20 protein-coding genes and 1 riboswitch are annotated in these 24,111 nt (G+C 68.1%); of the genes, 9 read left to right on the plus strand and 11 right to left on the minus strand.

Features of this window, described 5'->3' with window-relative positions:
* Positions 1 to 1,543, plus strand: a 1,543-nt coding sequence (locus ON19_RS30370; RefSeq protein ID WP_051169443.1) for a fatty acyl-AMP ligase, incomplete at its 5' end; no start/stop codon positions are given.
* Between the two features lie 84 nt (positions 1,544 to 1,627).
* On the opposite strand, the gene ON19_RS30375 is transcribed toward ON19_RS30370, so the two are convergent.
* From ON19_RS30375 to ON19_RS30385, 3 genes are all read right to left on the minus strand, one after another.
* Entirely contained in the window at positions 1,628 to 2,032 is a 405-nt protein-coding gene (locus ON19_RS30375; RefSeq protein WP_083899717.1) for an RNA-binding S4 domain-containing protein, read from the minus strand.
* 3 nt (positions 2,033 to 2,035) lie between these two features.
* Complete coding sequence (locus ON19_RS30380) at positions 2,036 to 2,623, minus strand: C40 family peptidase (protein WP_043700472.1); 588 nt, start codon at positions 2,621 to 2,623, stop codon at positions 2,036 to 2,038.
* Between the two features lie 78 nt (positions 2,624 to 2,701).
* A riboswitch (cyclic di-AMP (ydaO/yuaA leader) is annotated at positions 2,702 to 2,870 on the minus strand.
* Between the two features lie 220 nt (positions 2,871 to 3,090).
* Entirely contained in the window at positions 3,091 to 3,348 is a 258-nt protein-coding gene (locus ON19_RS30385) for a hypothetical protein (protein WP_043700564.1), read from the minus strand.
* A 167-nt stretch (positions 3,349 to 3,515) separates the two neighbouring features.
* Between ON19_RS30385 and ON19_RS30390 the strand changes: the two genes are divergently transcribed.
* The 7 genes from ON19_RS30390 (at position 3,516) to ON19_RS30420 (ending at position 12,995) form a co-directional block, all read left to right on the plus strand.
* Positions 3,516 to 4,697 carry an ATP-binding protein gene (locus tag ON19_RS30390; protein ID WP_043700474.1) on the plus strand — a complete coding sequence of 394 codons (1,182 nt, stop codon included), beginning with the start codon at positions 3,516 to 3,518 and terminating at the stop codon, positions 4,695 to 4,697.
* 158 nt (positions 4,698 to 4,855) lie between these two features.
* Positions 4,856 to 6,811 (plus strand): acyl-CoA dehydrogenase family protein, encoded by a 1,956-nt coding sequence (locus ON19_RS30395; protein WP_043700476.1) that lies wholly within the window; start codon positions 4,856 to 4,858, stop codon positions 6,809 to 6,811.
* 304 nt (positions 6,812 to 7,115) lie between these two features.
* The gene (locus tag ON19_RS30400; protein ID WP_043700478.1) at positions 7,116 to 8,078 is read left to right on the plus strand and encodes an alpha/beta fold hydrolase; all 963 of its coding nucleotides are present in this window, start codon (positions 7,116 to 7,118) and stop codon (positions 8,076 to 8,078) included.
* Between the two features lie 191 nt (positions 8,079 to 8,269).
* Positions 8,270 to 8,557, plus strand: coding sequence for an Rv0250c family protein (locus ON19_RS30405; protein WP_043700481.1), 288 nt, complete (start codon positions 8,270 to 8,272; stop codon positions 8,555 to 8,557).
* An 892-nt stretch (positions 8,558 to 9,449) separates the two neighbouring features.
* Complete coding sequence (sdhC, locus tag ON19_RS30410; RefSeq protein WP_043700483.1) at positions 9,450 to 10,280, plus strand: succinate dehydrogenase subunit SdhC; 831 nt, start codon at positions 9,450 to 9,452, stop codon at positions 10,278 to 10,280.
* Between the two features lie 25 nt (positions 10,281 to 10,305).
* Entirely contained in the window at positions 10,306 to 12,246 is a 1,941-nt protein-coding gene (locus ON19_RS30415; protein WP_043700485.1) for a fumarate reductase/succinate dehydrogenase flavoprotein subunit, read from the plus strand.
* A gap of 2 nt (positions 12,247 to 12,248) precedes the next feature.
* On the plus strand, positions 12,249 to 12,995 hold the full coding sequence (locus tag ON19_RS30420) for a succinate dehydrogenase/fumarate reductase iron-sulfur subunit (protein ID WP_043700487.1): 747 nt from the start codon (positions 12,249 to 12,251) through the stop codon (positions 12,993 to 12,995).
* A 50-nt stretch (positions 12,996 to 13,045) separates the two neighbouring features.
* On the opposite strand, the gene ON19_RS41455 is transcribed toward ON19_RS30420, so the two are convergent.
* The 5 genes from ON19_RS41455 to ON19_RS30445 all read right to left on the minus strand — a co-directional run bounded on the left by ON19_RS41455 (position 13,046) and on the right by ON19_RS30445 (position 18,481).
* A complete protein-coding gene (locus tag ON19_RS41455) occupies positions 13,046 to 13,243 on the minus strand; it encodes a hypothetical protein (protein ID WP_043700489.1) in 198 nt (65 codons plus the stop codon).
* Between the two features lie 83 nt (positions 13,244 to 13,326).
* Complete coding sequence (locus ON19_RS30430; RefSeq protein ID WP_043700566.1) at positions 13,327 to 13,551, minus strand: DUF397 domain-containing protein; 225 nt, start codon at positions 13,549 to 13,551, stop codon at positions 13,327 to 13,329.
* 200 nt (positions 13,552 to 13,751) lie between these two features.
* On the minus strand, positions 13,752 to 14,084 hold the full coding sequence (locus tag ON19_RS30435; RefSeq protein ID WP_227954530.1) for a DUF1616 domain-containing protein: 333 nt from the start codon (positions 14,082 to 14,084) through the stop codon (positions 13,752 to 13,754).
* 348 nt (positions 14,085 to 14,432) lie between these two features.
* A complete protein-coding gene (locus ON19_RS30440; RefSeq protein WP_051169448.1) occupies positions 14,433 to 15,371 on the minus strand; it encodes a DNA-3-methyladenine glycosylase family protein in 939 nt (312 codons plus the stop codon).
* A 320-nt stretch (positions 15,372 to 15,691) separates the two neighbouring features.
* The gene (locus ON19_RS30445) at positions 15,692 to 18,481 is read right to left on the minus strand and encodes an FAD-binding and (Fe-S)-binding domain-containing protein (RefSeq protein ID WP_043700570.1); all 2,790 of its coding nucleotides are present in this window, start codon (positions 18,479 to 18,481) and stop codon (positions 15,692 to 15,694) included.
* 183 nt (positions 18,482 to 18,664) lie between these two features.
* On the opposite strand from ON19_RS30445, the gene ON19_RS30450 reads away from it, so the two are divergent.
* On the plus strand, positions 18,665 to 20,545 hold the full coding sequence (locus ON19_RS30450) for an ABC transporter ATP-binding protein (RefSeq protein ID WP_043700493.1): 1,881 nt from the start codon (positions 18,665 to 18,667) through the stop codon (positions 20,543 to 20,545).
* A 12-nt stretch (positions 20,546 to 20,557) separates the two neighbouring features.
* On the opposite strand, the gene ON19_RS30455 is transcribed toward ON19_RS30450, so the two are convergent.
* From ON19_RS30455 to ON19_RS30465, 3 genes are all read right to left on the minus strand, one after another.
* Entirely contained in the window at positions 20,558 to 22,042 is a 1,485-nt protein-coding gene (locus ON19_RS30455; protein WP_051169449.1) for an alpha/beta hydrolase, read from the minus strand.
* 151 nt (positions 22,043 to 22,193) lie between these two features.
* Positions 22,194 to 22,913, minus strand: coding sequence for a TetR/AcrR family transcriptional regulator (locus ON19_RS30460; protein WP_043700496.1), 720 nt, complete (start codon positions 22,911 to 22,913; stop codon positions 22,194 to 22,196).
* A 187-nt stretch (positions 22,914 to 23,100) separates the two neighbouring features.
* Entirely contained in the window at positions 23,101 to 24,096 is a 996-nt protein-coding gene (locus ON19_RS30465; RefSeq protein ID WP_043700574.1) for an oxidoreductase, read from the minus strand.
* Positions 24,097 to 24,111: the final 15 nt, after the last annotated feature.

A 24,111-nucleotide genomic window follows, 5' to 3' on the forward strand; every position in this document is an offset into this window, starting at 1 on the left:
CGACCGCCTGCATGCCGTCCTGGCCGACGCCCGGCCAACGCTCAGCGTGCTCTCGGCCCACGACGAGACCACCGCGCCGACCCTCGGACCCGCACTGGGCCGGACACTCGCCTTGCCGGTGAATCTGTCGGCACCTGAATGGAACGCGGCCGGGCAGATCGTGCCGGCCGCACAATCCGTGCTGGCGGCGGCGGGCATCACCGATCCGCTCGCGCGGTACGCGGGACCAGTGCATTCGCATTTCGTCGCGCCGGGCACGGGTTCTCTCGCGCTCGACGTCGCGGTCGTTGATCCGATATCCGACGAGCTGGCCTATTTGCAGTACACGTCCGGGTCGACCAAGTCCCCCGCAGGCGTCCGGGTCACGCACGAGAACCTCGCGACGGCGTTGACCCAACTCGGGAACGCCGTGTCGACCGCAGCCGATCGACCCATCGTGACCTGGCTGCCTTTCTTCCACGACATGGGTTTGATCCTGGGCCTCTCGCTACCGCTGTTCCTGGGCGTGCACGGCATCACGCTGGCACCGGCGGAGTTCGTGAAGCGCCCGGTCCGCTGGTTGCGCGCGATCGCCGACTACCGCGCCGGTATCACTGGGTGCCCCAATTTCGGCTTGAAGCTCGCGGTTTCGGGCACCACCCCCGCCGAGCGGGCCGGGCTCGACCTGTCCGGACTGGATATCGTGCTCAACGGCTCCGAGCCGGTCCGCGCGGATGCGCTCACCGAATTCACCGAGACCTTCGGCCCGTACGGTTTCCGCCATCACGCGCACACCCCGGGCTTCGGCTTGGCCGAGGCCACCCTCACGGTCACCGTCTGCGACCAGAACGAGGCCCCGGTGTGGCACCGCTTCGACCGGGCGGCTCTGGCCGAAGGACGCGCGGTCGCACTACCCGAGGACGCGCCGGAATCCCGCAACGGTGTGGCGCTGGTCGGGTGCGGCGCACCTGTCGGACAGGAGCTGCGGATCGTCGATCCGGTGGACGGGACCGCGCTGCCCGCAGGCCGCGTCGGCGAGATCTGGGTGGCCGGAAGCAATGTGTGCGACGGATATTTCGGCAGGCCCGATGCCACCGAGGAGACCTTCGGCGCCACGGCGCCGGGCAGCGTCGTTCGCTGGCTGCGCACCGGCGACCTCGGGTTTCAGCACGAGGGACAGCTCTACATCGCCGGACGCCGCAAGGACGTCATCGTGGTCGACGGACGCAATCACTATCCGGCCGACATCGAGGCCACGGTGCAGGCATGCGCCGCGGAGGTCAGGCCGGGCCATGTGACGGCGTTCGGGCACGACGACGGGCGGCGCGAAGACCTCGTCGTGGTCGCCGAACTCGTCACGGTCGGCGGCAGCGACCCCACCGAACTCTTCGCCTTGGCCCGCCGCATCCGCACGGCCGTCGCCTCCACACACGAGGTGATGCCCGGTGCGGTGCTGCTCGTGGAGCCGGGACGCATCCCGAAGACCAGCAGCGGGAAACTTCGCCGCGGCGAGTGCCGGGCCCGTTACCTCGCGGGCCATCTGCGCCCGGTCGCCATGATCTGACACCACCGCATCGCGCGAACCGCGCCAGCCGGGTTCGTCACGGTTTCGTGCGACGCGAACGGACCCGACGACGGGCAGGCGTGTTCAGGACTCGTCCCGGCCCATCAGGCGATCGGTCTCGCGGCGCTCACGTTTGGTGGGTCGTCCCGCACCGCGATCCCGGCGCGGCATGCTCGCCACGATTTCCCGGGGCGGCGGAGGGGGACTGCGATCGATCAGGCATTGCGCGGCGATCGGGGCGCCCACCCGCTTGGTGACGATTCGCTCCACGATGACGATGCGCTCGATACCGCTCGCCCGGATGCGTACCTCGTCACCGGGGCGCACAGGCTGCGCGGGTTTGGCCGGCGCGCCGTTCACTCGAACGTGCCCACCACGACATGCTTCCGCAGCAGCGGATCTCGTCTTGAACAGACGCACCGCCCAGGTCCACGAATCGACGCGGGCCTGGGTGGCGGTGTTCTGGATGCCGGATTCGGCGCGGGCCACTCGTTAGACGATACGGCGTGCGGTAACCACCATGTCGGGGCGCAGCGGCGTGTAGGACACCGGCGTACCCGACTGCACCGCATTCAGGAGCTTGTTGTCGCCGGCGTAGATGCCGACGTGACCGCCGCCGTTGGTGATGACGATGTCACCCGGCTGCAGTTCGTGGTAGGCGACCGGAGCGCCGACGTGCGACTGCTCGAAGCTGGTGCGGGGGAGTTCGACACCCGCCTGCCGGAATGCCCACTGAACGAGGCCGGAGCAGTCGAAGGCGCGGGGACCCGCAGCGCCCCAGGAGTACTGGGCGCCGACCTTGGTCCTGGCGGCGTCGAGGGCGATGTCGCCCGCGGTGTTCTGCTGCTGACCGAACAGGCCCGGCAGCATCGGCGCGAAATTGGGGGCCTGCGGAGCGACCGCCTGCGGCGCAGGGGCGGCGGGAGCGGCCGCGAGCGCCTGCTGAATCTGCTGGTTGAGCTGCTGGACCGGCTGTTCCCATTCCTGCGGAACATCGAAGTTGCCGACACCGGGAACGTTGATGGTCGCGGCCATGGCCGGAATCGCGGGCATGGCGCCGGTTGCGGCTACCGCACCCATGACTATCGCACCCTTGACGGAATTCGGTACCCGAGAATCCCGCTGCAAGCTGTGTTTACCCACCGAGCTACGTCTCCGATCTTGCTGCTCTTCCGCCGACCGGGTTAGCTGACGGGTTCGGACCGGGAGAGCGGCCCTACCTCGCGACCGAAATGGCCGCAAGGATTCACCCCAGACGAACCTGTGGGTCCCCGGCACGACAGTCGAGACCGGTTGGCCCCGACAGCCGTTTAGGCGGTAACTAGTGGCGCCGTTTCTCTTACGAAGCGACTGGTTCCACTAAGTCACGAGAAGATTACGGTGCCGACGCGATGTTGTCCAGCGCACAGAGCTGCGACTTTTCCATCACCGGCGGACCCGCCGCTCGATCGGCGGAAAACGGTCGGGCGCCTCGGGTCACGAACCGATCTCGTGCTAGTCGATAGATCACCGAACGGACAATGCCCTCCCGGGTACCGGCGCGGCACTCAGGATTGCGCGCCGCGCACCGCGCGCTCGAGCTCATCGATCCTGCGGCGCGCTTCGGCCAGTTCGACCTCGAGCTTGCCCAGCGCCATGACCAGCGGACCGACCGCGAGATCGGCCACCAGCTGGGGATCGTCGTAGCCGCGTTCGATCGCGACCAGGATGTTGGACCGGATGCGCTGTGCCACCGTGGCGCCGGCCGGAACGTTCCAGGACCCGACCACTTCGGCGATACCGGCGGCAGTGGGTTCGTCGGACATGCCCCTCCGTTCCCGCGCGCCGTGACGCGCGACCATTCTGGCGAACCGCCACCGGCCTGAAGAACCGACGGCGAGAGCCATAGTGCAATACCGGCCGCTAAGGCTCTCTAGGACGCGCCGTAGATGTGCCCAGATTATCCGGACGAAACGCGCTACGGTGTCGGGGCATGGACCCCGTGCGCAATCCGTATGCCCCCGGCGCGGGACAGCGCCCGCCCGAATTGGCCGGGCGCGACAAGCAACTCACGGCTTTCGACATCGTGCTCGAGCGCGTGGCACGCGGCCGCCCGGAACGCAGCGTCGTGCTAACCGGCCTGCGGGGGGTGGGAAAGACGGTGCTGCTCAATCAACTTCGCTCGGCGGCGGTATCGCGCGGCTGGGGCACCGGCAAGATCGAAGCGCGGCCGGACCAGGAATTGCGCCGCCCGCTGTCCTCGGCGCTGCACATGGCGGCGCGGGCGATCGCCACGTCGCACCGCAACCCGGAACGGGTGGACGATTTCCTGGGCATCCTCAAAGCTTTCGCGTTGCGGTCCACCGCGGACAAGGGCATGCGGGAGCGCTGGCAGCCGGGCATCGACGTGCCCGCGGTGAGCGGCCGGGCCGATTCCGGCGACATCGAGATCGATCTGGTGGAACTGCTGGTCGAGGCCGCGGCGCTGGCCGGTGACATCGGCGTCGGCATCGCGATCTTCATCGACGAGATGCAGGATCTCGGGCCCGCGGACATCTCCGCGATCTGCGGCGCGTGCCACGAACTGAGCCAGGACGCCGCGCCGCTGATCGTGGTCGGCGCGGGTCTGCCGCATCTGCCCGCCGTGCTGTCGGCCTCGAAGAGCTACTCCGAGCGACTATTCAGCTATCACCGCATCGATCGGCTGGACCGGGAATCGGCGGACCAGGCGCTGATCGCGCCCGCCCAACGGGAAGACGTGAAGTTCACCGACGACGCGCTGGACGCGCTGTACCGCAAGGCCGATGGCTACCCGTATTTCGTGCAGGCTTATGGCAAAGCCACCTGGGATCAGGCGCCCGAGAGTCCGATCACGGCCGAAGATGTCGAGGTGGCCTCGCCCGCTGCCGAAGAGGAGTTGGCCGTCGGATTCTTCGGCTCCCGTTACGAGCGGGCAACACCGGCCGAACGGGAATACATGCGCGCCATGGCCGACCTGTCCGGCGACGACGGCCCGGTGGCGACCGCGGCCGTGGCCAATGAACTCGGCCGGAAACCGGCCTCGCTCTCACCCGCCCGCGACGGCCTGATCAAGAAAGGTCTCATCTACTCCGCCGAGCGCGGCACGATCGGCTTCACCGTGCCGCACTTCGGCCGCTATCTGCGCTCGGTCTGACCGCCGCCCGGGCCGAGCAGCGATGAATTGCTCGGTATTCGTCTGTATTCCAAGATCACTAGATATTCGTAGATATCCGTCGAGCAGCAGGGCTACCGGTGGGTAACAAACCCTCCTACACTCGGATGTGACCCTGATCACGTCCAAGGGAGGACATCATGGCGACAGCCGCGAAAGTCGACGCCACCGAAGAGCAGGCCCGCGCACTGGTCGAGGAGTCCCGTGAAACGAGCTGGGCCAAGCCGTCGTTCGCCAAGGAGATGTTCCTGGGCCGGTTCCGGCTCGACCTGATCCACCCGTACCCCCAGCCGGGACCGGAGGACACCGAGCGGACCGAGGCGTTTCTGGCCCGGCTGCGGACGCTGTGCGAGTCCATGGACGGCTCGGTGATCGAAGCGGAGGGCCGGATCCCGGAGGAATACGTGAAGGGCCTGGCCGAACTCGGCTGCTTCGGCCTGAAGATCCCGCAATCGTATGGCGGCCAGGGACTTTCCCAGTTCGGCTACAACCGCGCGCTGATGATGGTCGGCTCGACGCACCCGAGTCTGGGCGTCCTGCTCTCGGCGCACCAGTCCATCGGCGTGCCCGAACCGCTCAAGCTGGCGGGCACCGACGAGCAGAAGGCCGAGTTCCTGCCGCGCTGCGCGGCCGGCGCGGTCAGCGCGTTCCTGCTCACCGAGCCCGATGTCGGCTCCGACCCGGCGAGGATGGCCAGCACCGCGACGCCGACCGAGGACGGCGAGGCCTACGTACTCAACGGCGTGAAGCTGTGGACCACCAACGGCGTGGTCGCCGAACTGCTGGTGGTGATGGCGCGGGTGCCCAAGGGCGAGGGGCATCGCGGCGGCATCTCGGCCTTCGTGGTCGAGGCCGATTCACCGGGCATCACCGTGGAGCGGCGCAACTCCTTCATGGGCCTGCGCGGCATCGAGAACGGCCTGACCCGGATGCACGACGTCCGGGTGCCGAAGCGCAACCTGATCGGACGGGAGGGCGACGGGCTCAAGATCGCGCTCACCACGCTGAACGCGGGCAGACTCGCCATCCCCGCGTTGTGCACCGCCGCCGCCAAGTGGTCGTTGAAGATCGCGCGGGAGTGGAGCACCGAGCGTGTGCAGTGGGGCAGGCCCGTCGGCGAGCACGCCGCCGTTGGCCAGAAGATCTCGTTCATCGCGGCCACCACGTTCGCGCTGGAAGCGGCACTCGACCTGTCGGCCAGCATGTCCGACGAGGGGCGCAACGACATCCGCATCGAAGCGGCGCTGGCCAAACTGTGGGCCAGCGAGATGAGCTGTCAGATCGCCGACGAGCTCGTGCAGATCCGCGGCGGCCGCGGCTACGAGACGGCGGCGTCGCTCGCCGCGCGGGGCGAGCGGGCCGTCCCCGCCGAGCAGCTGGTGCGCGACCTGCGGATCAACCGCATCTTCGAGGGCTCCAGCGAGATCATGCGGCTGCTGATCGCGAGGGAGATGGCCGACGCCCACATGGCGGCCGCGGGCGCGCTGGTCGACCGGAAGGCCGAGTTCAAGGACAAGGCGAAGGCGGCGGTCGGCGCGACGGGGTTCTACGCCAAGTGGTTCCCGCAGCTGGCAGTGGGAGCGGGTACCGTGCCCGCGGCCTACACCGAGTTCGGGGTGCTGGCCCGGCACCTGCGGTTCGTCGAGCGCAGCGCGCGCAAGCAGGCGCGGTCGCTGATGTACGCGATGGGCCGCTGGCAGGCGGGCTTGGAATACCGGCAGAATTTCCTCGGCCGGATCGTCGACATCGGCGCCGAGCTGTTCGCCATGTCGGCGGCCTGCATGCGGGCCGAGGCATTGCGCGCCTCCGGCGCGCCGGAGGGCAAGGCGGCCGAGGAGCTGGCCGACACCTTCTGCAGGCAGGCGCGGCTGCGCGTGCGCAAGCTGTTCGACGCGCTGTGGGAGAACACCGATGACGACGACCGCACGCTCACTCGCGGCGTGCTCGACGGCCGGTACGACTGGCTGGAGGACGGCGTGCTCGATCCGAGCGAGGGGACCGGGCCGTGGATCGCGGAGTGGCAGGTGGGTCCCTCGACCGAGGAGAACCTCTTGCGCCCGTTCCTGCCTTCGACGCGCACCCGTGCGGAGGCTTGACCCACGCCGATTGCGCATTATCAACCAGTCTCGGTTTTCTACTAGAAAGCCGCAGATTCGCCCCGCGACCCGAGCGGGGCGAAGCCTGCACGGACTGTCGCCGGGGAAATCTAAAGGAATCTACTGTCTTAGCTATTGCCCTGTAGATTTTTCGGACGAACGCCGGGGAGACTGCTGGATCGATCGGCAGCCTCAGTTGGGCAACGTGTCCATAACGGCAGGTGTGGAGCGGTAACGACATGGAAATTCAGCTCGACAACCGGGCAAGAAGCGCCTACCCGGCGCCTCGCCCCAGGAGAGCGCCATGTCCTCGACCATCGCCCGCCGCGCCGCCGATCACGACGGCCACCGCGTCACGGTGTCGGCCACAGACGGCGTCCCCCTCGCGGTCCGCGTCTTCGGCGCCGAGGAAGCCCCCGCGACCGTCGTCTTCGTCCACGGCCACTGCCTGCACACCGAATCCTGGTCCTACCTGCGCGGCCACCTGCTGCAACGGTGGGGAAGCGACACCAGGATGGTGTTCTACGACCACCGCGGCCACGGCGAATCCGGGGCGGCGCATCCGTCGACCTACACCATCGAGCAACTCGCCCACGACCTGGACACCGTGCTGCGGACGGTAGCGCCGACCGGGCCGGTGATCCTGGTCGGCCACTCGATGGGCGCTATGGTGGTGCTCGCCTACGCCCGGCTCCACCCGGAGACCATCGGCACCCGCGTCGCCGGGGTCGGACTGCTCGCCGGCGCGGCCAACTCGATCACCGAGGTCGGGCTCGCGCGCCTGCTGAACCGGCGGACGGTGACCTCGTTGCAAGCCGCCGTCACCCGCGCTCCGCGCGCGATGCGGGCGTCCCAGCGCCTGACCCGTCGTTTGCTCGCGCCGTTGCTGCGCGAAGCCGGCTTCGGGACCAGGAAGGTGAACCCGAGAATGGCCGCGCTGGCCACCGCGATGCTGAACGACACGCCTTTACTCACCATGGCCGGCTTCCTGCACTCGCTGATCACCTTCGACGAGACGGCGACACTGCACCGTCTCGGAACCATCCCCGCGCTGGTGCTGGCGGGCTCGGCGGACCTCATCGTGCCGTTCGCGCACTCGGTGGCGCTCGCCTCCCAGCTGGCCGGTTCCGAGCTGGTGCGCCTGGAAGGCGCTGGTCACAGCGTGATGCTCGAGCGGGCCGAAGAGGTCGCGCTGTCCATCGTCGCGCTGGTCGAACGCGCCTTCGCCACCGCGCACTCCCACACCGGCTACGCCGCCGCCGGCTGACCTTCGGCAATCGGGCAGCAACTATCGGATTTCGACCTGATACGAGCCACCAGCGGATTCTTTCGGTACTGTGTTAAAGATCACGTTGTGTGGTGGGTCACACAACTCGGTGTTGCGCGGTCCAAGGCAGACGGGCAACCGCGCGCCACGGCACCGAGTTCGCATGCCCGCCAGGGAATTCAGGAGGATCGATGACTCGCAGCGAATTCGCGGAACTACGCTACGCGGTCGGCCAGCTCCGGCAATCCATCGGCGTACTGCGCACCCAGTTCGGCGACGCCAGCACGGTGCGCCGGTTGGAGAACGACCTCGAGCGCCTCGTCATCGACGCCGACGAACTCGAGCAGTCTCCGCCGCCGGAGGTACAACGCCGCCCCCAGGACGTCATCTACGTACCGGACAGCAAGTCCGACGAGGCCGCCTGGATGGGTGCGCAAGACGAAGGGCTCGGCTTCCACTCCCGGCCACGGACGAAGTAACCCGGATGGGCGGCACGCGCCGCCCATCCCGGTGCGCTCCGGACCAGGGGCTCGGCCGCCCATGCCGGTGACGAGCGCCGCGCCCTGCGGTGACGAGCCCCACCTCGCGACAGCCGGGCCTGCGGCGACCGGCGACTCGCACACCCCCGCGACGCCGGAACCGCGGAGGATCTCCGAGTTCTAGCGGGCCATCGGCGCGCGCCGAGCATGCCGCGGTCCCGTGAATTGCCCCGGCGGCGACCTGGAAGTCTTGGGTGCGCGGCGCCACCGACCCTCGCCGGTCGCCTGCGGATACCCGGCCGGGCAGATGTCCAGCACACGCCGAGCCCAGCTACGGTGACCGCCGACTCGCCCCCCGCTGCGATGTCACGACTGGGGCCGCTTACCGATTCCCACGCCATAGCGCCTCCTCGGCTCACGCGGGAGTCCTGCGACTTCGCGAGAGTGGCGGCGCACAGAGTTTGGGTGCCGGAAGCGCACTCGATAGCGTTCGACCGATCATGAAGCCACCGGGTCGGGCCGACAACCGCGACCCACATCGCCCCGCCATCGGGCACGGCTCCGCCACCTCGTACATCTGCGCTGACCGGCCACTCGATAACCCCATTCGGTCCAGACGGAGTTCCGATCCGCCCCGAGTCCAGTCGCCCCGGTCACCACTCGAAACTCGTTCCGCTCGAGTCGAGTTCGAAAAGTCCGGTTGGCCCGCTACCCGGCGTAAGCAATCAGGCGGCACACCGAGATGTGGCGTAAATCATACGGTTGACCGTGGGGCAGGTTTGTCGAGACCCCGCTCTATCAATAGCGGACGTGTCGTATGGTGCTCAGCATCACATTCGATTGCGGAGGTAACGATGACCACCCGCACACAAGATCAGCGAGGCATCCACCTGTGAGTGCCGCACCGACCGCCGCCCCGGAAGAGGGCACCGGCGTATTCAGCAGAACAAGGGCCCGGATCTCGGAACGCACATTGCGCACCGACCGATGGTGGATCCCCCCACTCGTCACGGTGCTCGGCCTGGGCGCGTTCCTTGTCTACGGCTTGATCAGATCGTATGTGCGCACGGCATATTGGGTTCCGGACTACCACTACCTGACGCCCTTCTATTCGCCGTGCCTGAGCACCTCGTGCGTGGAGGGTTCGAGTCATTTCGGGACGCCGTTCGGTGAGCTGCCCGCGATTCTGCCACTCGGCTTCGTGGTGCTGCCCTTCCTGCTCGGGTTCCGCCTGACCTGCTACTACTACCGCAAGGCCTACTACCGGTCGGTGTGGTTCTCCCCGCCCGCCTGCGCCGTGGCCGAGCCGCACGCAAAGTACACCGGCGAGACCAGGCTGCCGCTGATCGTCCAGAACGCCCACCGCTACTTCTTCTATGTGGCCTTGGTGGTCTCGGTGATCAACACCTACGACGCCATCGTCGCGTTCCACGGCAAATCCGGCGGCTTCGGCTTCGGCCTCGGCAATATCGTGCTGCTCGGCAACGTCATCCTGCTCTGGGGATACACGCTGTCGTGCCACTCGTGCAGGCATATCGCCGGCGGACGGTTGAAGAACTTCTCCGCGCATCCGGTGCGCTACTGGTTCTGGACTCAGGTCTCCAAGCTGAACACCCGGCACATGACGCTGGCCTGGACCACCCTCGGCACCCTCGTGCTGACCGACTTCTACGTCATGTTGGTGGCCAGCAACACGATTTCGGACCTGCGGTTCATCGACTGACCGCCTCATCGAGGAGTTTCTCTGCATGGCAGAAGTGGAACGGCACAACTACGACGTCGTCGTGATCGGAGCGGGCGGCGCCGGACTGCGCGCGGTCATCGAAGCCAGAGAGCACGGGCTGTCGGTGGCGGTGGTGTGCAAATCGCTGTTCGGCAAGGCCCACACGGTGATGGCCGAAGGCGGCTGCGCGGCGTCGATGGGCAACGCCAACGAGAAGGACAATTGGCAGGTTCATTTCCGCGACACGATGCGGGGCGGCAAGTTCCTCAACAACTGGCGCATGGCCGAATTGCACGCGCAGGAAGCGCCCGACCGGGTGTGGGAACTGGAAACCTACGGTGCGCTGTTCGACCGCACCGCGGACGGCCGCATCAGCCAGCGCAATTTCGGTGGTCACACCTACCCGCGGCTCGCGCACGTCGGTGACCGGACCGGCCTCGAGATCATCCGCACCATGCAGCAGAAGATCGTCTCGCTGCAGCAGGAGGATTTCGCCGAGACCGGCGACTACGAAAAGCGCATCAAGGTCTTCGCCGAGTGCACGATCACCGAATTGCTCAAGGACGGCGACCGCATCTCCGGCGCGTTCGGCTACTGGCGCGAATCCGGCCGCTTCATCCTGTTCGAGACCCCCGCGGTGGTGCTGGCGACCGGTGGCATCGGCAAGTCGTACAAGGTGACCTCGAACTCCTGGGAGTACACCGGCGACGGCCACGCACTGGCGCTGCGCGCGGGCGCGACGCTGATCAACATGGAGTTCCTGCAGTTCCACCCGACCGGCATGGTCTGGCCGCCCAGCGTGAAGGGCATTCTGGTCACCGAGGGCGTGCGCGGCGACGGCGGGGTGCTGAAGAACACCGAGGGCAAGCGGTTCATGTTCGACTACATTCCGCCGGTCTTCAAAGGGCAGTACGCCGAGACCGAGGAAGAGGCCGACCAATGGCTGCGGGACAACGATTCCGCACGCCGCACGCCGGATCTGCTGCCGCGCGACGAGGTCGCCCGCGCGATCAACGAAGAGGTCAAGGCCGGACGCGGCACCGAGCACGGTGGCGTCTATCTGGACATCGCCTCCCGGATGCCGGCCGACGAGATCGTGCGGCGGCTGCCGTCGATGCACCACCAGTTCAAAGAACTCGCGGACGTGGACATCACCAAGGAGCCGATGGAGGTCGGGCCGACCTGTCACTACGTGATGGGCGGCGTCGAGGTCGATCCGGACACCGGTGCGGCCACGGTGCCCGGGCTGTTCGCCGCGGGCGAGTGCTCCGGCGGCATGCACGGGTCGAATAGGCTGGGCGGTAACTCGCTGTCGGACCTGCTGGTGTTCGGCCGCCGGGCCGGACTGGGCGCCGCTGCCTATGTGGAACAGCTCGGCGCGCGGCCGTCGGTCTCGGACGACGACGTCTCGAAGGCCGCGAAGGCCGCGGTAGCGCCGTTCGATCCGCCCACCGACGGCAACGGGGAGAACCCCTACACCTTGCACACCGATCTGCAGCAGACGATGAACGACCTGGTCGGCATCATCCGCAAGGAGCACGAGGTCCGGGAGGCGATCGACAAGCTCAGCGAGCTGCGCGCGCGATTCCGTCACGTGACAGTGGAGGGTCATCGCCAGTTCAATCCCGGCTGGCATCTGGCGCTCGACCTGCAGAACATGCTGTTGGTCAGCGAATGCGTGGCACACGCGGCGCTGTTGCGGACCGAGAGCCGCGGCGGGCACACCAGGGACGACCACCCGTCGATGGATCCGGATTGGCGGAACAGGCTGCTGGTCTGCGCCGTGGACCCGGGCACGATCGGCGACCCGATCCCCGACGTCACGGTGACGCGCAAGGAACAACAACCGATGCGCTCGGATCTGCTCGCCCTCTTCGATCTCGGCGAGCTCGAAAAGTACTACACCCCGGACGAACTCGCCGGGCACCCGGCCACGGCCGGGCACTCGACGGAGCGAGAGGCGTAACGATGGGTTACGACGCCACATTCCGCGTATGGCGCGGCGATCTCGACGGCGGAGAACTGCACGATTTCACCGTACTGGTGAACGAGGGCGAGGTGGTGCTCGACATCATCCACCGGCTACAGGCCACGCAGGCGCCCGACCTGGCGGTGCGCTGGAACTGTAAGGCGGGCAAGTGCGGTTCTTGTTCGGCCGAGGTGAACGGGCGGCCGCGTCTGCTGTGCATGACACGAATGTCCACCTTCGGCGAGGACGAAGTGATCACGGTGACGCCGATGCGCACGTTCCCGGTGATCAAGGACCTCGTGACGGACGTGTCGTTCAATTACGAAAAGGCTCGACAGATACCGTCTTTCACGCCGCCCGCCGATCTCAAACCGGGCGAGTACCGGATGAAGCAGATCGACGTGGAGCGTTCGCAGGAATTCCGCAAATGCATCGAGTGCTTCCTGTGCCAGGACACCTGTCACGTGGTGCGTGACCACGAGGAGAACAAAACCGCGTTCGCGGGACCGCGCTATCTGATGCGGATCACCGAATTGGAGATGCATCCGCTGGACGTCGGCGATCGGACCGACCTCGCCCAGGACGAGCAGGGGCTCGGCCTGTGCAACATCACCAAGTGCTGCACCGAGGTCTGCCCGGAACATATCAAGATCACCGACAACGCCCTGATTCCGTTGAAGGAACGAGTGGCCGATCGCAAATACGACCCGGTGGTGTGGTTGGGCAACAAACTGTTCCGCCGTTAGGCCACACAGAGACGACCGGCCGGGACGATTCCCGGCCGGTCGGCGCACCCTTATAGTATTGCCACTACACCGAGGGCGACGATCCACACCAGCAGGCCGACGAGCAGCGCCGACAACAGCGAGTTGGTGAGGACGAAGACTCCGACCGCCGACACCGCGAACAACAGTGCGACGATCAGCCATTCCACCCAATCGTCCGGAAACAATTTCTTGTACCGGGGATGGGAGCTCTTGAGCCCTCGGTCCACGAATAGAGGGCTACCCGTAATTCAGCCGCGGCAAACGTCTTTTCGTTGTCGAATATCTGTCATTTCGTGATCTTCGAGGCGCCCTACCGCGGCCGATCGAACTCACCGTCGTGCACCCCGGCCGTGAAAGCGGCCCACTCTCCGGGGGTGAAGACCAGCACCGGCCCGTCGGGGTCCTTCCCGTTGCGCAGGCCGACGTGTCCGTCGGCCAGCAGGGCCACCTCCACGCTGTCGCTGCCCGGCCCTTCTCCGGCCTTCCGCCAGGTGGCGCCGGTCAGGTCGATGTTCGCGTTGCCTTGAATGCTCACGAATTGGACTCCTTCGCTGTCTGCCGGGGCAGACGTGTACGGACCGAGAATCCAGCACAACTGCTGGACGCATTCACGCGCGCCCGATAGTACCGCCGCTGACCGGCACTGTCGGGCGAACAACGAGGCCGGATGATCGGGCCGGTGACACCGGCAGGCCGGGACGATTCCGGCGCAACACTCAGCGGGATCACAAGCTCTCAGCGGCGGCGCTGCACCGGCTCGGCCCACGCGCGGATAGCCGCCACCACCACCCGGCCGGAAGGGCGAAACCGATTGCGCGGCGGCACGATCCACCGGCGAATCGCGCCGACCGACGCGGTGGGAGACGGCAACGCGATCGTCGACCCGGTGCGCGAGACCGACACGTCCAGCCGGAACAACTCCGCGAACAGTCGCGTATCGCTTTCGGGCAGGTCCGGCGCGATCAGGAAGGTCCACCGGTTCGAGCGCGGGTGCGCCAGGATCGGGCCGAGCCGAACGCTCTTGCTCTGCATGTGTGCCTTGACCGCCTGCCCCAGGCTGCTCGGCATGGTCAACGCCCAGACCGATCCGGCGCGCATCACGATGCGGCCGAGTTCTGGTGGGTCGACAACGGCGGGCAGGTCACATTCCCGCCGATAGAACTGACATCTGGACCGTGGTGTATCTCCAAGTGGCCGCTGCTCCACCGACAACCCCCTGCAGTTGTGTGGTTCGACAATTAGGTGCACGCCATACCGAAAGCCCCTGCGATCCGACTGCGCCCCCGCTCGTGCCGAGATGCATACGGAGATGGTGCTACCTTCAGTTTCGCGTTGCTGCCGCCCGGATTAAGGGATAAAGACAGTGCAAAAGTGGGGAAAATAGGTTTGAGCCGGGACCTATGTGAAAGCTGTGACTCAGTGCCGGCTGTGGTCGGTGAGCGGAGTCCGGGGGCCGAACTTCGGTTTGTGGAATTGGCCGCTGATTTCGAGCAGGCGGATCGCCCGGTAGCGGTGCGGGCGCAGCGGTTCCAGATATTCGACCATCGCCTCGTCGTCCATCGGACGGCCGAGCAGGGTCCAGCCGACCGCGGCGGCGAGGTGGTAATCGCCGACCGACAGCGCGTCCGCGTCGCCGAAGGCCCGCTGCGCGATCTCCGCGGCGGTCCACACCCCGATTCCGGGGACACTGCACAGCATGCGCGCCGCCTCGGCCGGATCGACTCGCGCCGCACGCTCCAGCGACTCGGCGAGCCGCGCCGCGCGCACGATGGTCTGCGCGCGCTGTGGTCCGACATTGGCCCGGTGGTAGACCCAGGAGGGGACGCGCCGCCAGGTATCGGCGTCCGGTGGCAGCAGCATCCCTTCCGGCGCGGGGCCCGGTGCGGGTTCGCCGAACCGCCGCACCAACTTCCGCCACGACGCGCGTGCGGAGATGGTGTGCACTTTCTGCTCCAGCACGGCGGGCACCAAAGCTTCGAAGACCAGACCCGTGCGCAGCATGCGCAGTCCGGGGAAGCGGCGATGGGCGTCGACGAGCTTCGGATGAGCGGGGAGGAACGCCGAGACGTCCTCGTCCAGACAGAGCATGTGCTCGATACCGTCGAGGAATTCCGTCGCGCCCGGCCCCCACGCACGCGCCTGTACCGCGCACGGGCCGGACTGGGTCAATCGGTAGGTGACCGGCCCGGTCGGCAAACGGGAGGCGTGCCAGTGCGCGCCGTCGCCGGTCACTCGGTGGCAAGGATCTCCGGTGCCGCGGCCGAGCGGCGCGACGGTGCACGCCAGATCGATCGGACGATCCGTGGTCACGGTCCGGCTCGCTCCCGGCTCGACCGTCACGCTGCGCACCCGCATCATTCTGCCCGGTGCGGCGCGCGGGGGCGCGTCCCCCTCGACCCGCGTGACGCGGATTATTATCCGAGACACACCATAAGGCTTTTCATACCATTTGCGCATAATCGGAGTTTCCCGGACTCGGATGTAACAGCAGGCGATTCACGGCGATAACGATCTCGATCGGCAAATAGCTGGCAGAAGCCATTACGGAGGTTATGGAGATGATCACCAATCTGCTCAACTGGCTGCTCAACGCCTGGGGTGGGGTCTTCGCGGGCAGCTCGGGTTACCAGATTCCCCCCGGCATCCTGCCGTTCGGTAGCTGAACCGCGCGAAGGTCAGCGACCCGAAAGAAACTGCGCGATATGCCGCGCCTGTCGCCCGGCCAGGGCAGCGGCCTGGGTGCGACAGGAGAAGCCGTCGGCGAGGAGGATCGCGTCCTCGCCCGCGGCGCGCAACGCGGGCAACATGCCGTTCTCGGCCACCGCCACCGAAATGTCGTAGTGGCCTGCCTGCATTCCGAAGTTTCCCGCCAGACCGCAGCACCCGGTGATTTCTGTCACCTGCACTCCCATGCTGGCTAATAATTGGCGATCGATATCGAATCCCAGAATCGCGTGCTGGTGACAATGCGGCTGGACCACCACGGATTGTCCGGTTCGCGTCGGCGGGCGCCAGGTCGGCTGTTCGGCGAGGAACTCGGCGAGAGTGCGCACCGCGGCCGCGGTCGGCGCGGCTCTCGGGTCGTCCGGCAATAGTTCGGTCAGGTCGCCACGCAGGACCGCGGTGCAGGACGGTTCCAACCCGACGATCAGACCACCTGATCGGACGTGTTCTTCCAGCGCAGTCAACGTGGCCCGCAACCGCGCACGGGCGCCGTCGAGCTGCCCGGTGCTGATCCAGGTGAGACCGCAGCAGACGCGGCGCTCGGGGATCCGCACGCGGTAGCCCAATGTGGTCAGCAGCCGGGCCGCGGCCAGCGCGATCTCCGGATCGAACGCGTCGGTGAAGGTATCGATCCACAGCATCACCTCGCCGGAACCACCGGCCGTTGTCGGCTCCTCGGGCGCATAGGACGACTCGGCCAGCAGGGCGCCCTCGTCCAAGTCGCGCCAGATCCGGCGGAAACTGCGCTGGGCCAGGCGCGGGACGTTCCGCCGCGGATCCATCCCCGCCGCTCGTAAACCGGCCCGGCGCAGCGCCGCCCGGCCGGCCAGCGCGTTGACCACACGCGGCAGCCGGGCGGCCACGGACAACCACCGGGGCAGCCAGCCCAGCGAGTAGTGATCGATCGGGCGCAGCCGATGACGGTAGCGCCGATACAGCGTCTCCGACTTGTAGGTGGCCATGTCCACGCCCGCCGGGCAGTCCTTCTGGCACGCCCGGCAGGACAGGCACAGGTCCAGCGACTCGGCCACCGCCTCCGAGGACCACGGCAGCGCACCGCGCACCACCTCCTGCAGAATCCTCGCGCGCCCGCGCGTGCTGTCCTTCTCATCCCGGGTGGCCAGGTAGGACGGGCACATGAAACCGCCGTCGGCCCGGCATTTGCCGACGCCGACGCAGCGGTGGACCGCGACGCCCACATCGCCGCCGTCTTCGGCGAACGCGTAACCGTTCGACGGCCGGACCCGCGGCAGTCCGGCCAGCCGCAGGTCGGCGTCGATCGGACGCGGTGCGACGAGCACGCCCGGATTCAGGACGTCACCGGGATCGAACAGCGCCTTGTACCCGGCGAAGACGTCGAGCACCGCAGGGGAGTACATCACCGAAAGCAGTTCCGAGCGGGCCCGGCCGTCGCCGTGCTCGCCGGAGAGCGAACCGCCGTGCCGGACGACCAACTCCGCGGCGTCGAGGAGGAAAGCGCGGAAACGGCGCGGCGCGTCGGTGATCGGGAGATCTAGGCGGACGTGGATGCAGCCGTCGCCGATGTGCCCGTACAGCAGCCCATCGACGCCGTGGGCGCGGGTCAGCGCGGCGAAATCACGCAGGTAGGCGCCGAGGCGCGCGGGTGGGACCGCCGCGTCCTCCCACCCCGGCCAAGCCGGCTGCCCGTCGGGCGTGCGACCCGCGAGCCCGGCGCCATCGGCCCGGATCCGCCAGAGCGCGGCGGCGGTGCCGGGATCGGTGACGATCCGGGTATCCATCGCGCCTGCCGTCCGGCACAGCCGCTGTGCGACGGCCAGCGCGTCGGCCTTTGTCTCGCCCGCCGTCTCCACGAAGAGCCAACCGCCGCCACGCGGCAGGTCGGGGACCAGTCCCCGATGCGCGCGGACCACGTCGACCAGCCGCGCGTCGATGCCCTCCACCGCGATCGGCGCGCAGGCGAGCACGGCGGCGACGTCGTCGGCCGCGGTGGCGATGTCCGGGTAGCCGAGCACCGTCAGCACGGTGGCCGCGGGCAACCCGACCAGCTCGACAGTCGCATCCAGCAGCAGGCCGCAGGTGCCCTCGCTGCCGACGAACGCCTTCGCCGCCGACCCGCCGCGTTCGGGCAGCAGGTGTTCCAAGCCGTAGCCGGAGGCCTGCCGGTCGAAGCGCCCGAGATCGGTCCGCAGCACCGCGAGATTCGCCCGGCTGAATTCCGCGAGACCCGGGACCGCGGACAGGTCGGCGGCCAGTGTGCGTTCGGTGCCGGTGCCGTCGAGGACGCGTAACGCGCGCACGGTGTCGGAGGTGCGGCCCCACGCGACGGCGCGCGGTCCGCAGGCGTTGTTGCCGATCATGCCGCCGAGCGTGCAGCGATTCTGCGTCGATGGGTCCGGGCCGAAGCGCAGGCCGTGCGGGCGAGCCGCGCGCTGCAATTCCGAAAGCACCACGCCGGGCTGCACAGTGGCGACCCGCGCGGCCGGATCGATCGCGACGATCCGGTTCATGTGCCTGCTGAAGTCGAGCACCAGCCCGGAGCCGATGGCGTTGCCCGCCACCGATGTTCCCGCGCCACGGGCGGTGACCGGCAGTCCCTGATTCCGGGCGAACTCCAGCGTGATCGCCACGTCCTCGTCGCCGCGGGGGAAGACGACCGCGGCCGGAACGACCCGATAGTTCGACGCGTCCGAGGAGTACTCCGCACGACGCCGCTCGGAGGTGTCGACCTCACCCGCGAGCGTGCCGCGCAGTGCCGCCATCCGGTTCTCGGTCACCACGTAAGCCTAGGTGGGGTTTTCCGCAGCGGAGGCCCGGACCGCGGCCGGTTTTCGCTGTCGGCGGAAACGGCGAGTATCCGGAATCAGCTTGAACTCAACCATTGTTCAGGTCTTAGTGTCGGTGGCCAGGTCTTTGATGGGTGGGGGAGCGAGAGGGAGAACAACGTGAGCATCGAATCCGTGGCGTGGAGCCAGATGTACCGGCGGGCGAACGCGCCGCAGGAACAGCGGCCGTTCCGCCGCGCCACCGCTGAGCGCATCATCCGGTTCGCCGCGCCGCACCGCCGGAGGATCGCCTCGTTCCTGCTGTTCAGCGTCGTCTCCGCGGTGCTCGCCGTGGCGACGCCGGTGCTCGCGGGCCGGGTGGTCAACAACATCGTGGGCGGCGCCGCGCCACGGGTGGTGATCATCCTCGCGCTGGTGATCGGCGCGCTCGCGGTGTTCGACGCGGGGCTCGGGCTGGCGATCCGGTGGATGTCGGCGCGGATCGGTGAGGGGCTCATCCTCGACCTGCGCACCGCCGTGTTCGACCACGTGCAGAAGATGCCGGTCGCGTTCTTCACCCGGACCAGGACCGGCGCGCTGGTCAGCCGCTTGAACAACGACGTCATCGGCGCCCAGCGCGCGTTCAGCGACACGCTGTCCGGCGTGGTGGCGAACCTGGTGACCCTCGCGCTGACACTCGGCGTGATGGTCAGCATCTCGTGGCAGATCACGCTGCTCGCGCTGCTGCTGCTCCCGGTGTTCGTGATGCCGGCGCGCCACATGGGCAACCGGCTGGCCCAGATGCAGCGGGAAGCGGCCGGGTTGAACGCGTCGATGAGCACGCAGATGACCGAGCGGTTCTCCGCGCCGGGCGCCACGCTGGTCAAGCTCTTCGGCCGTCCGCAGCAGGAGTCCGACGAATTCGCCCTGCGGGCGCGCCGGGTACGGGACATCGGTGTGCGCACCGCGATGTTGCAGACCGTCTTCGTCACCTCGCTCACGCTGGTGTCCGCGCTGGCGATCGCGCTGGTGTACGGGCTCGGCGGCTGGTACGCGCTGCGCGGGCAGCTGGACGCCGGCGCGGTCGTGTCGCTGTCGTTGCTGCTGACCAGGCTCTACACGCCGCTGACCGCGCTGGCCAGCGCCCGGATGGAGATCATGGCCGCGCTGGTGAGCTTCGAGCGGGTCTTCGAAGTGCTCGACCTGAAACCGCTGATCGAGGAGGCGCCGGGTGCGCGAGCGGTTCCGGCGGGTCCGGTGGCGGTGGAGCTGGACGAGGTGACCTTCGGCTACCCGTCGGCCGACAAGGTGTCGCTGGCCTCGCTGGAGGACGTGGCGAATCTGGACACCCGCGGTGGCGTGGAGGTGCTGCACAACGTGTCGCTGCGCGCCGAGCCCGGGCAACTGGTCGCGCTGGTCGGTTCGTCCGGCGCGGGTAAGTCGACCATCGCGCAGCTGGTCTCCCGGCTCTACGACGTCGACGGTGGCGCGGTCCGGTTGAACGGCGCCGACGTGCGCGAACTGACCACCCGCTCGATCCGCGAGACGGTCGGACTCGTCACCCAGGACGGGCACCTGTTCCACGACACCATCCGGGCCAACCTGCTGCTCGCCCGGCCCGAGGCCGCCGAGGACGAGCTGTGGGACGCGCTGGAACGCGCCCGGCTGCGCGAGCTGGTCGCGTCGTTGCCCGACGGGCTGGAAACCGTGGTCGGCGAGCGCGGCTACCGGCTCTCCGGCGGTGAGCGCCAGCGTCTGACCATCGCGCGCCTGCTGCTCAAGCAACCGCGCGTGGTGATCCTGGACGAGGCGACCGCGTCGCTGGACTCGACCTCGGAGGCCGCCGTGCAGGAGGCGCTGGCCGAAGCGCTGGAAGGCCGGACCGCGCTGGTGATCGCACACCGGCTGTCCACCATCCGCGCTGCCGACCAGATCCTCGTGCTGGAGGAAGGCCGCATCGTGGAGCGCGGTACGCACACGCAGCTGCTGGCCGCCGACGGCCGCTACGCGGAGCTGTACCGCACCCAGTTCGCCGAGGAGCCGGTCACCGCGGCAGCTTGACCTGCCGTTCGGCTAGCTCGCCGTGTGGTCCGCGGTACAGGTGGTGTCGGTGTCCGGCAGCGCCCCCGCACCGAAGTAGGCGTTGATCGCGTCGTTCACGCAGCTGCTCAACTCGGGCCGGAATGTCATGTGGATGCGGACATCTTGCAGGGTGACCATGCGCGACTCGGACAGGTACTGGTGCAGTCGCACGGCGTGGGCATAGGGAGTGCGCGGATCTCCCGTCGCCTGGACGATGAGCGCGGGCACCGCGTTGCGGACCACGGTCGGCGCTTCGACCGGCCGAGGCCAGAAGGCGCACGGTTGGATGTTGCCCGCCAGCGCGCCGAAGACCGGTTGCGTGGTCCGGGTCTGTTCGATGTTGCGCCAGTACCAGGTGGGATCGATCGGTGCGCCGACGTCACCGCAGGCGATCTGCGCCAGGACGGAGTTCTCGTTGTCCCGCAGCGCCTGCACGATGGCGCGCAACCGGGGCGTGCGTGCGGTCGTCGGCGGACCGCCCGCGTCATCGGCGATCTCACGCACCGTCGCGGCCAACGGCTCGTTCAGCCGGAAGTTCGTCAGCAGGGCGTGCAGGATGAACGGAAACCAGTGGTCATCGATCGCGAACCCATCGATGACGACCGGTTGACGGGCGACGACGCGAACCAGCTCCTCGACCGTCGCCCGCACCTGCTGCGGCGTCGCGCCGAGCCGGAACTCGTCGTCGCGGGCCCCGGCCCACACCGCCCAATCGTCCAGCGCTATCTCATCCGCGGGACCCCAGTCCTGCACCAAGCCCGTCCAGTACCGGTCCGGGTCGATCGCGCTGTCGAGCACGATCCGATCGCTGCGCTCGGGGAACATCTGGGTGAACACCGCGCCGAGGTACGTGCCGTAGGACAAGCCGTAGAAGTTGATCTTCTCCTCGCCCAGGGCGGACCGGACGATATCGATGTCGCGCGCCGTATTGCGAGTGGTCAACTGCCGCAGCATGATCGGATCCCGGATGACACAGGCCGCGGCCATGCCCGCGGACTGAACGGTGTCGTGCACGAAACCGAGCGGTTCCAGGCCCGCCGACCGGACCATCTCACCGACCGGCCACCCGCACCGCGGAGTTCGGCCGGACTCGCCGACCCCGCGCGGATCCATCCCGATCAGGTCGTGACTCGCCAGCACGTCCGGCGAGAGCACGTCGCCGAGCAGGTCCACACTGTCCAGTCCCGGCCCGCCGGGACCGCCCGGGTTCGACAGCAGCACTCCCCGCCGCCGTGCCGGATCGCCTGCCTTCACCCGGGATATCGCGACGGTGATGGTGCGATCGCCGGGCTGCCCGTAGTCCAGCGGCACCAGGACGTCCGCGCACTCGCCGCCGGCCTTGTCCAGATTCTCGATACCGCACGGCTTCCACTCGAGCTGCTGGCGATAGTACCGGTCCAAGCCCGCCGGGTACGCCTCCTGCACCGGATCGGCCTGACTGTAGGCGGGCACCGCCAGCAGCACGGACACCGCCATGACCGAAATCGAACGCCAGAACAGCTTCGCGGACAACAGACTTCGCCTCTCGACCGGAGCGAGCACGTGGGTGGATGCGAAAGAACCGTATCCGATCGGGGCTTCCGATGGCGGCAACCCTTCCCGCGTGCGGCGTGATCGGAGATTCGAGTCAGCTGTTCCGGCGTGCCGCGAGCCCGTCCAGCACGCGGTCCAACCCGTAGCGGAACTTCCGCTCGCGCAGTTGTTCCGGGTCCTGGTCCCACGCTTCCTGCGCGACCCGCGGAAACTCCCGTGCCGCTTCTTCGGCGGCCGACCGCAACGCGGCCAACCACTGCTTCTCCGTCTGCCCACTGCGGGCCAGCATGCTCAGATATGCCGCCTCGGTGATGCCGATGCCGACCACGTAGCTGATGACGGTGCCGATGCCGTCAGCCGCCTCCGCGACGGGGAAGCCGCCCGCTTCGAACAGCCCCACCATCCGGTCGTTGAGCCGCATCACGTTCGGCCCCAAATAGGACAGCCCGACCTGGCCGAGGGTCGAGGCCATCCAGGGATGCCGGAGGATCATCGCGCGCAGGCTCCGCGCGCACTCCTGCGTCGCGGTGCGCCAGTTCGCCGGGTCGTCGATCTCCGGAACGCTGATCTCGCCGTAGACCTCGTCGACCACCAGCTCGATCAATTCGTCGCGATTGGCCACGTGGCGGTAGAGCGATGTCGCGCCCGCGTTCAGGCGGGCGCCGAGCTGGCGCATACTCAGCGCCTCCATGCCCTCCGCGTCCAGCAGCGCGACCGCCTCGGCCACGATGTGCTCCCTGGTCAGGGCCGGTTGTTCCCGGCCCCGCCGCGGGCGCGTCCACACCGATCCCACTTGCTGCTTGTCCGCGGGCATGGGCACTCCTTTCGTTGAGCGCCAGCCTAGCGCACAACGTTCGCTGAGGAGCACACCCGTCTCAAAGGCGTACAGTGTCCTCAGGGCTGCAGGCGGTTGCCGGGTAGCAGCGCGGATCCGGCCACGAGATCCGGAGCCCGTTACGGCAGCCCGGCGCGTACCGGCATCGCTGGAACGCAGGCGACTGTCAGAATTCGCCCGCGACACGGAGAACGGTTCGGCCCGAGTGTGTGCCTTTCCGGATGCCGTGCAGCACCTTCTCCGCGTCGGTGATCGGGGAGTGCTGCCGCAAGGCCGAAAGATGCTGCGGGCGCAGCTCTTTGCCGAGCTGTGACCACACCTCGCGGCGGCGCTCGATCGGGAGGTTGACCGAATCGATGCCCTCGAGGGCGACGCCGCGCAGGATGAACGGCATCACGGTGGTGGGCAGGTCGGAGCCGCCGGTGAGGCCGCTGGCCGCGACCACGCCGCCGTAGCCGATGGCGCTCAGCACGTAGGCGAGCGAAGCGCCGCCGACGCTGTCGAGGGCCGCGGCCCACCGCGCTTTGGTGAGCGGACGCGGCTTGGCGTCCGGGTCCTCCGGCAACCGCCCGATCACCTCGTTCGCGCCGATCTCGCTGAGCAGATCGGCCGCGTCGCTCTTACCGGTGGAAGCGATGACTTCGAAGCCGAGGCCGGACAGGATGTCGATGCTCACGCTGCCGACGCCGCCCGTCGCGCCCGTGACCAGCACCGGGCCCGCGTCCGGGGTGAGGCCGCGCTCGAGCACGGCCAGCACGCTCAGAGCCGCGGTGAAACCCGCGGTGCCCAGCGTGGCGGCATCGCGCAGACTGAGGTCCTCCAGCTTGACCACCCATTCGGCGGGCACCCTGGCGTATTCGGCGAAACCGCCGTTGTGCGAGACGCCGATGTCGTATCCGTGCGCGATCACCGGGTCGCCGGGTGCGAAATCGTCGTCGGCGGACTCGACCACCTCGCCCACGAGATCGATCCCCGGCACGATCGGGTAGTTGCGGACCACCCCGCCGCCCTTGGTGATCGCCAGACCGTCTTTGTAGTTCGCGCTCGAGTAGTGCACTTTGATCGTCACGTCGCCCGGCCCGAGGAAATCCTCGCCGACCTGCTGCCGGGTAAGGACGATCCCGCTATCCGTTTCGTGTGCCACCATCGCCCAGAACTCCATGCGGACGAGCATACG

Source organism: Nocardia abscessus NBRC 100374 (assembly GCF_000308455.1).
Classification (GTDB): Bacteria; Actinomycetota; Actinomycetes; order Mycobacteriales; family Mycobacteriaceae; genus Nocardia; species Nocardia abscessus.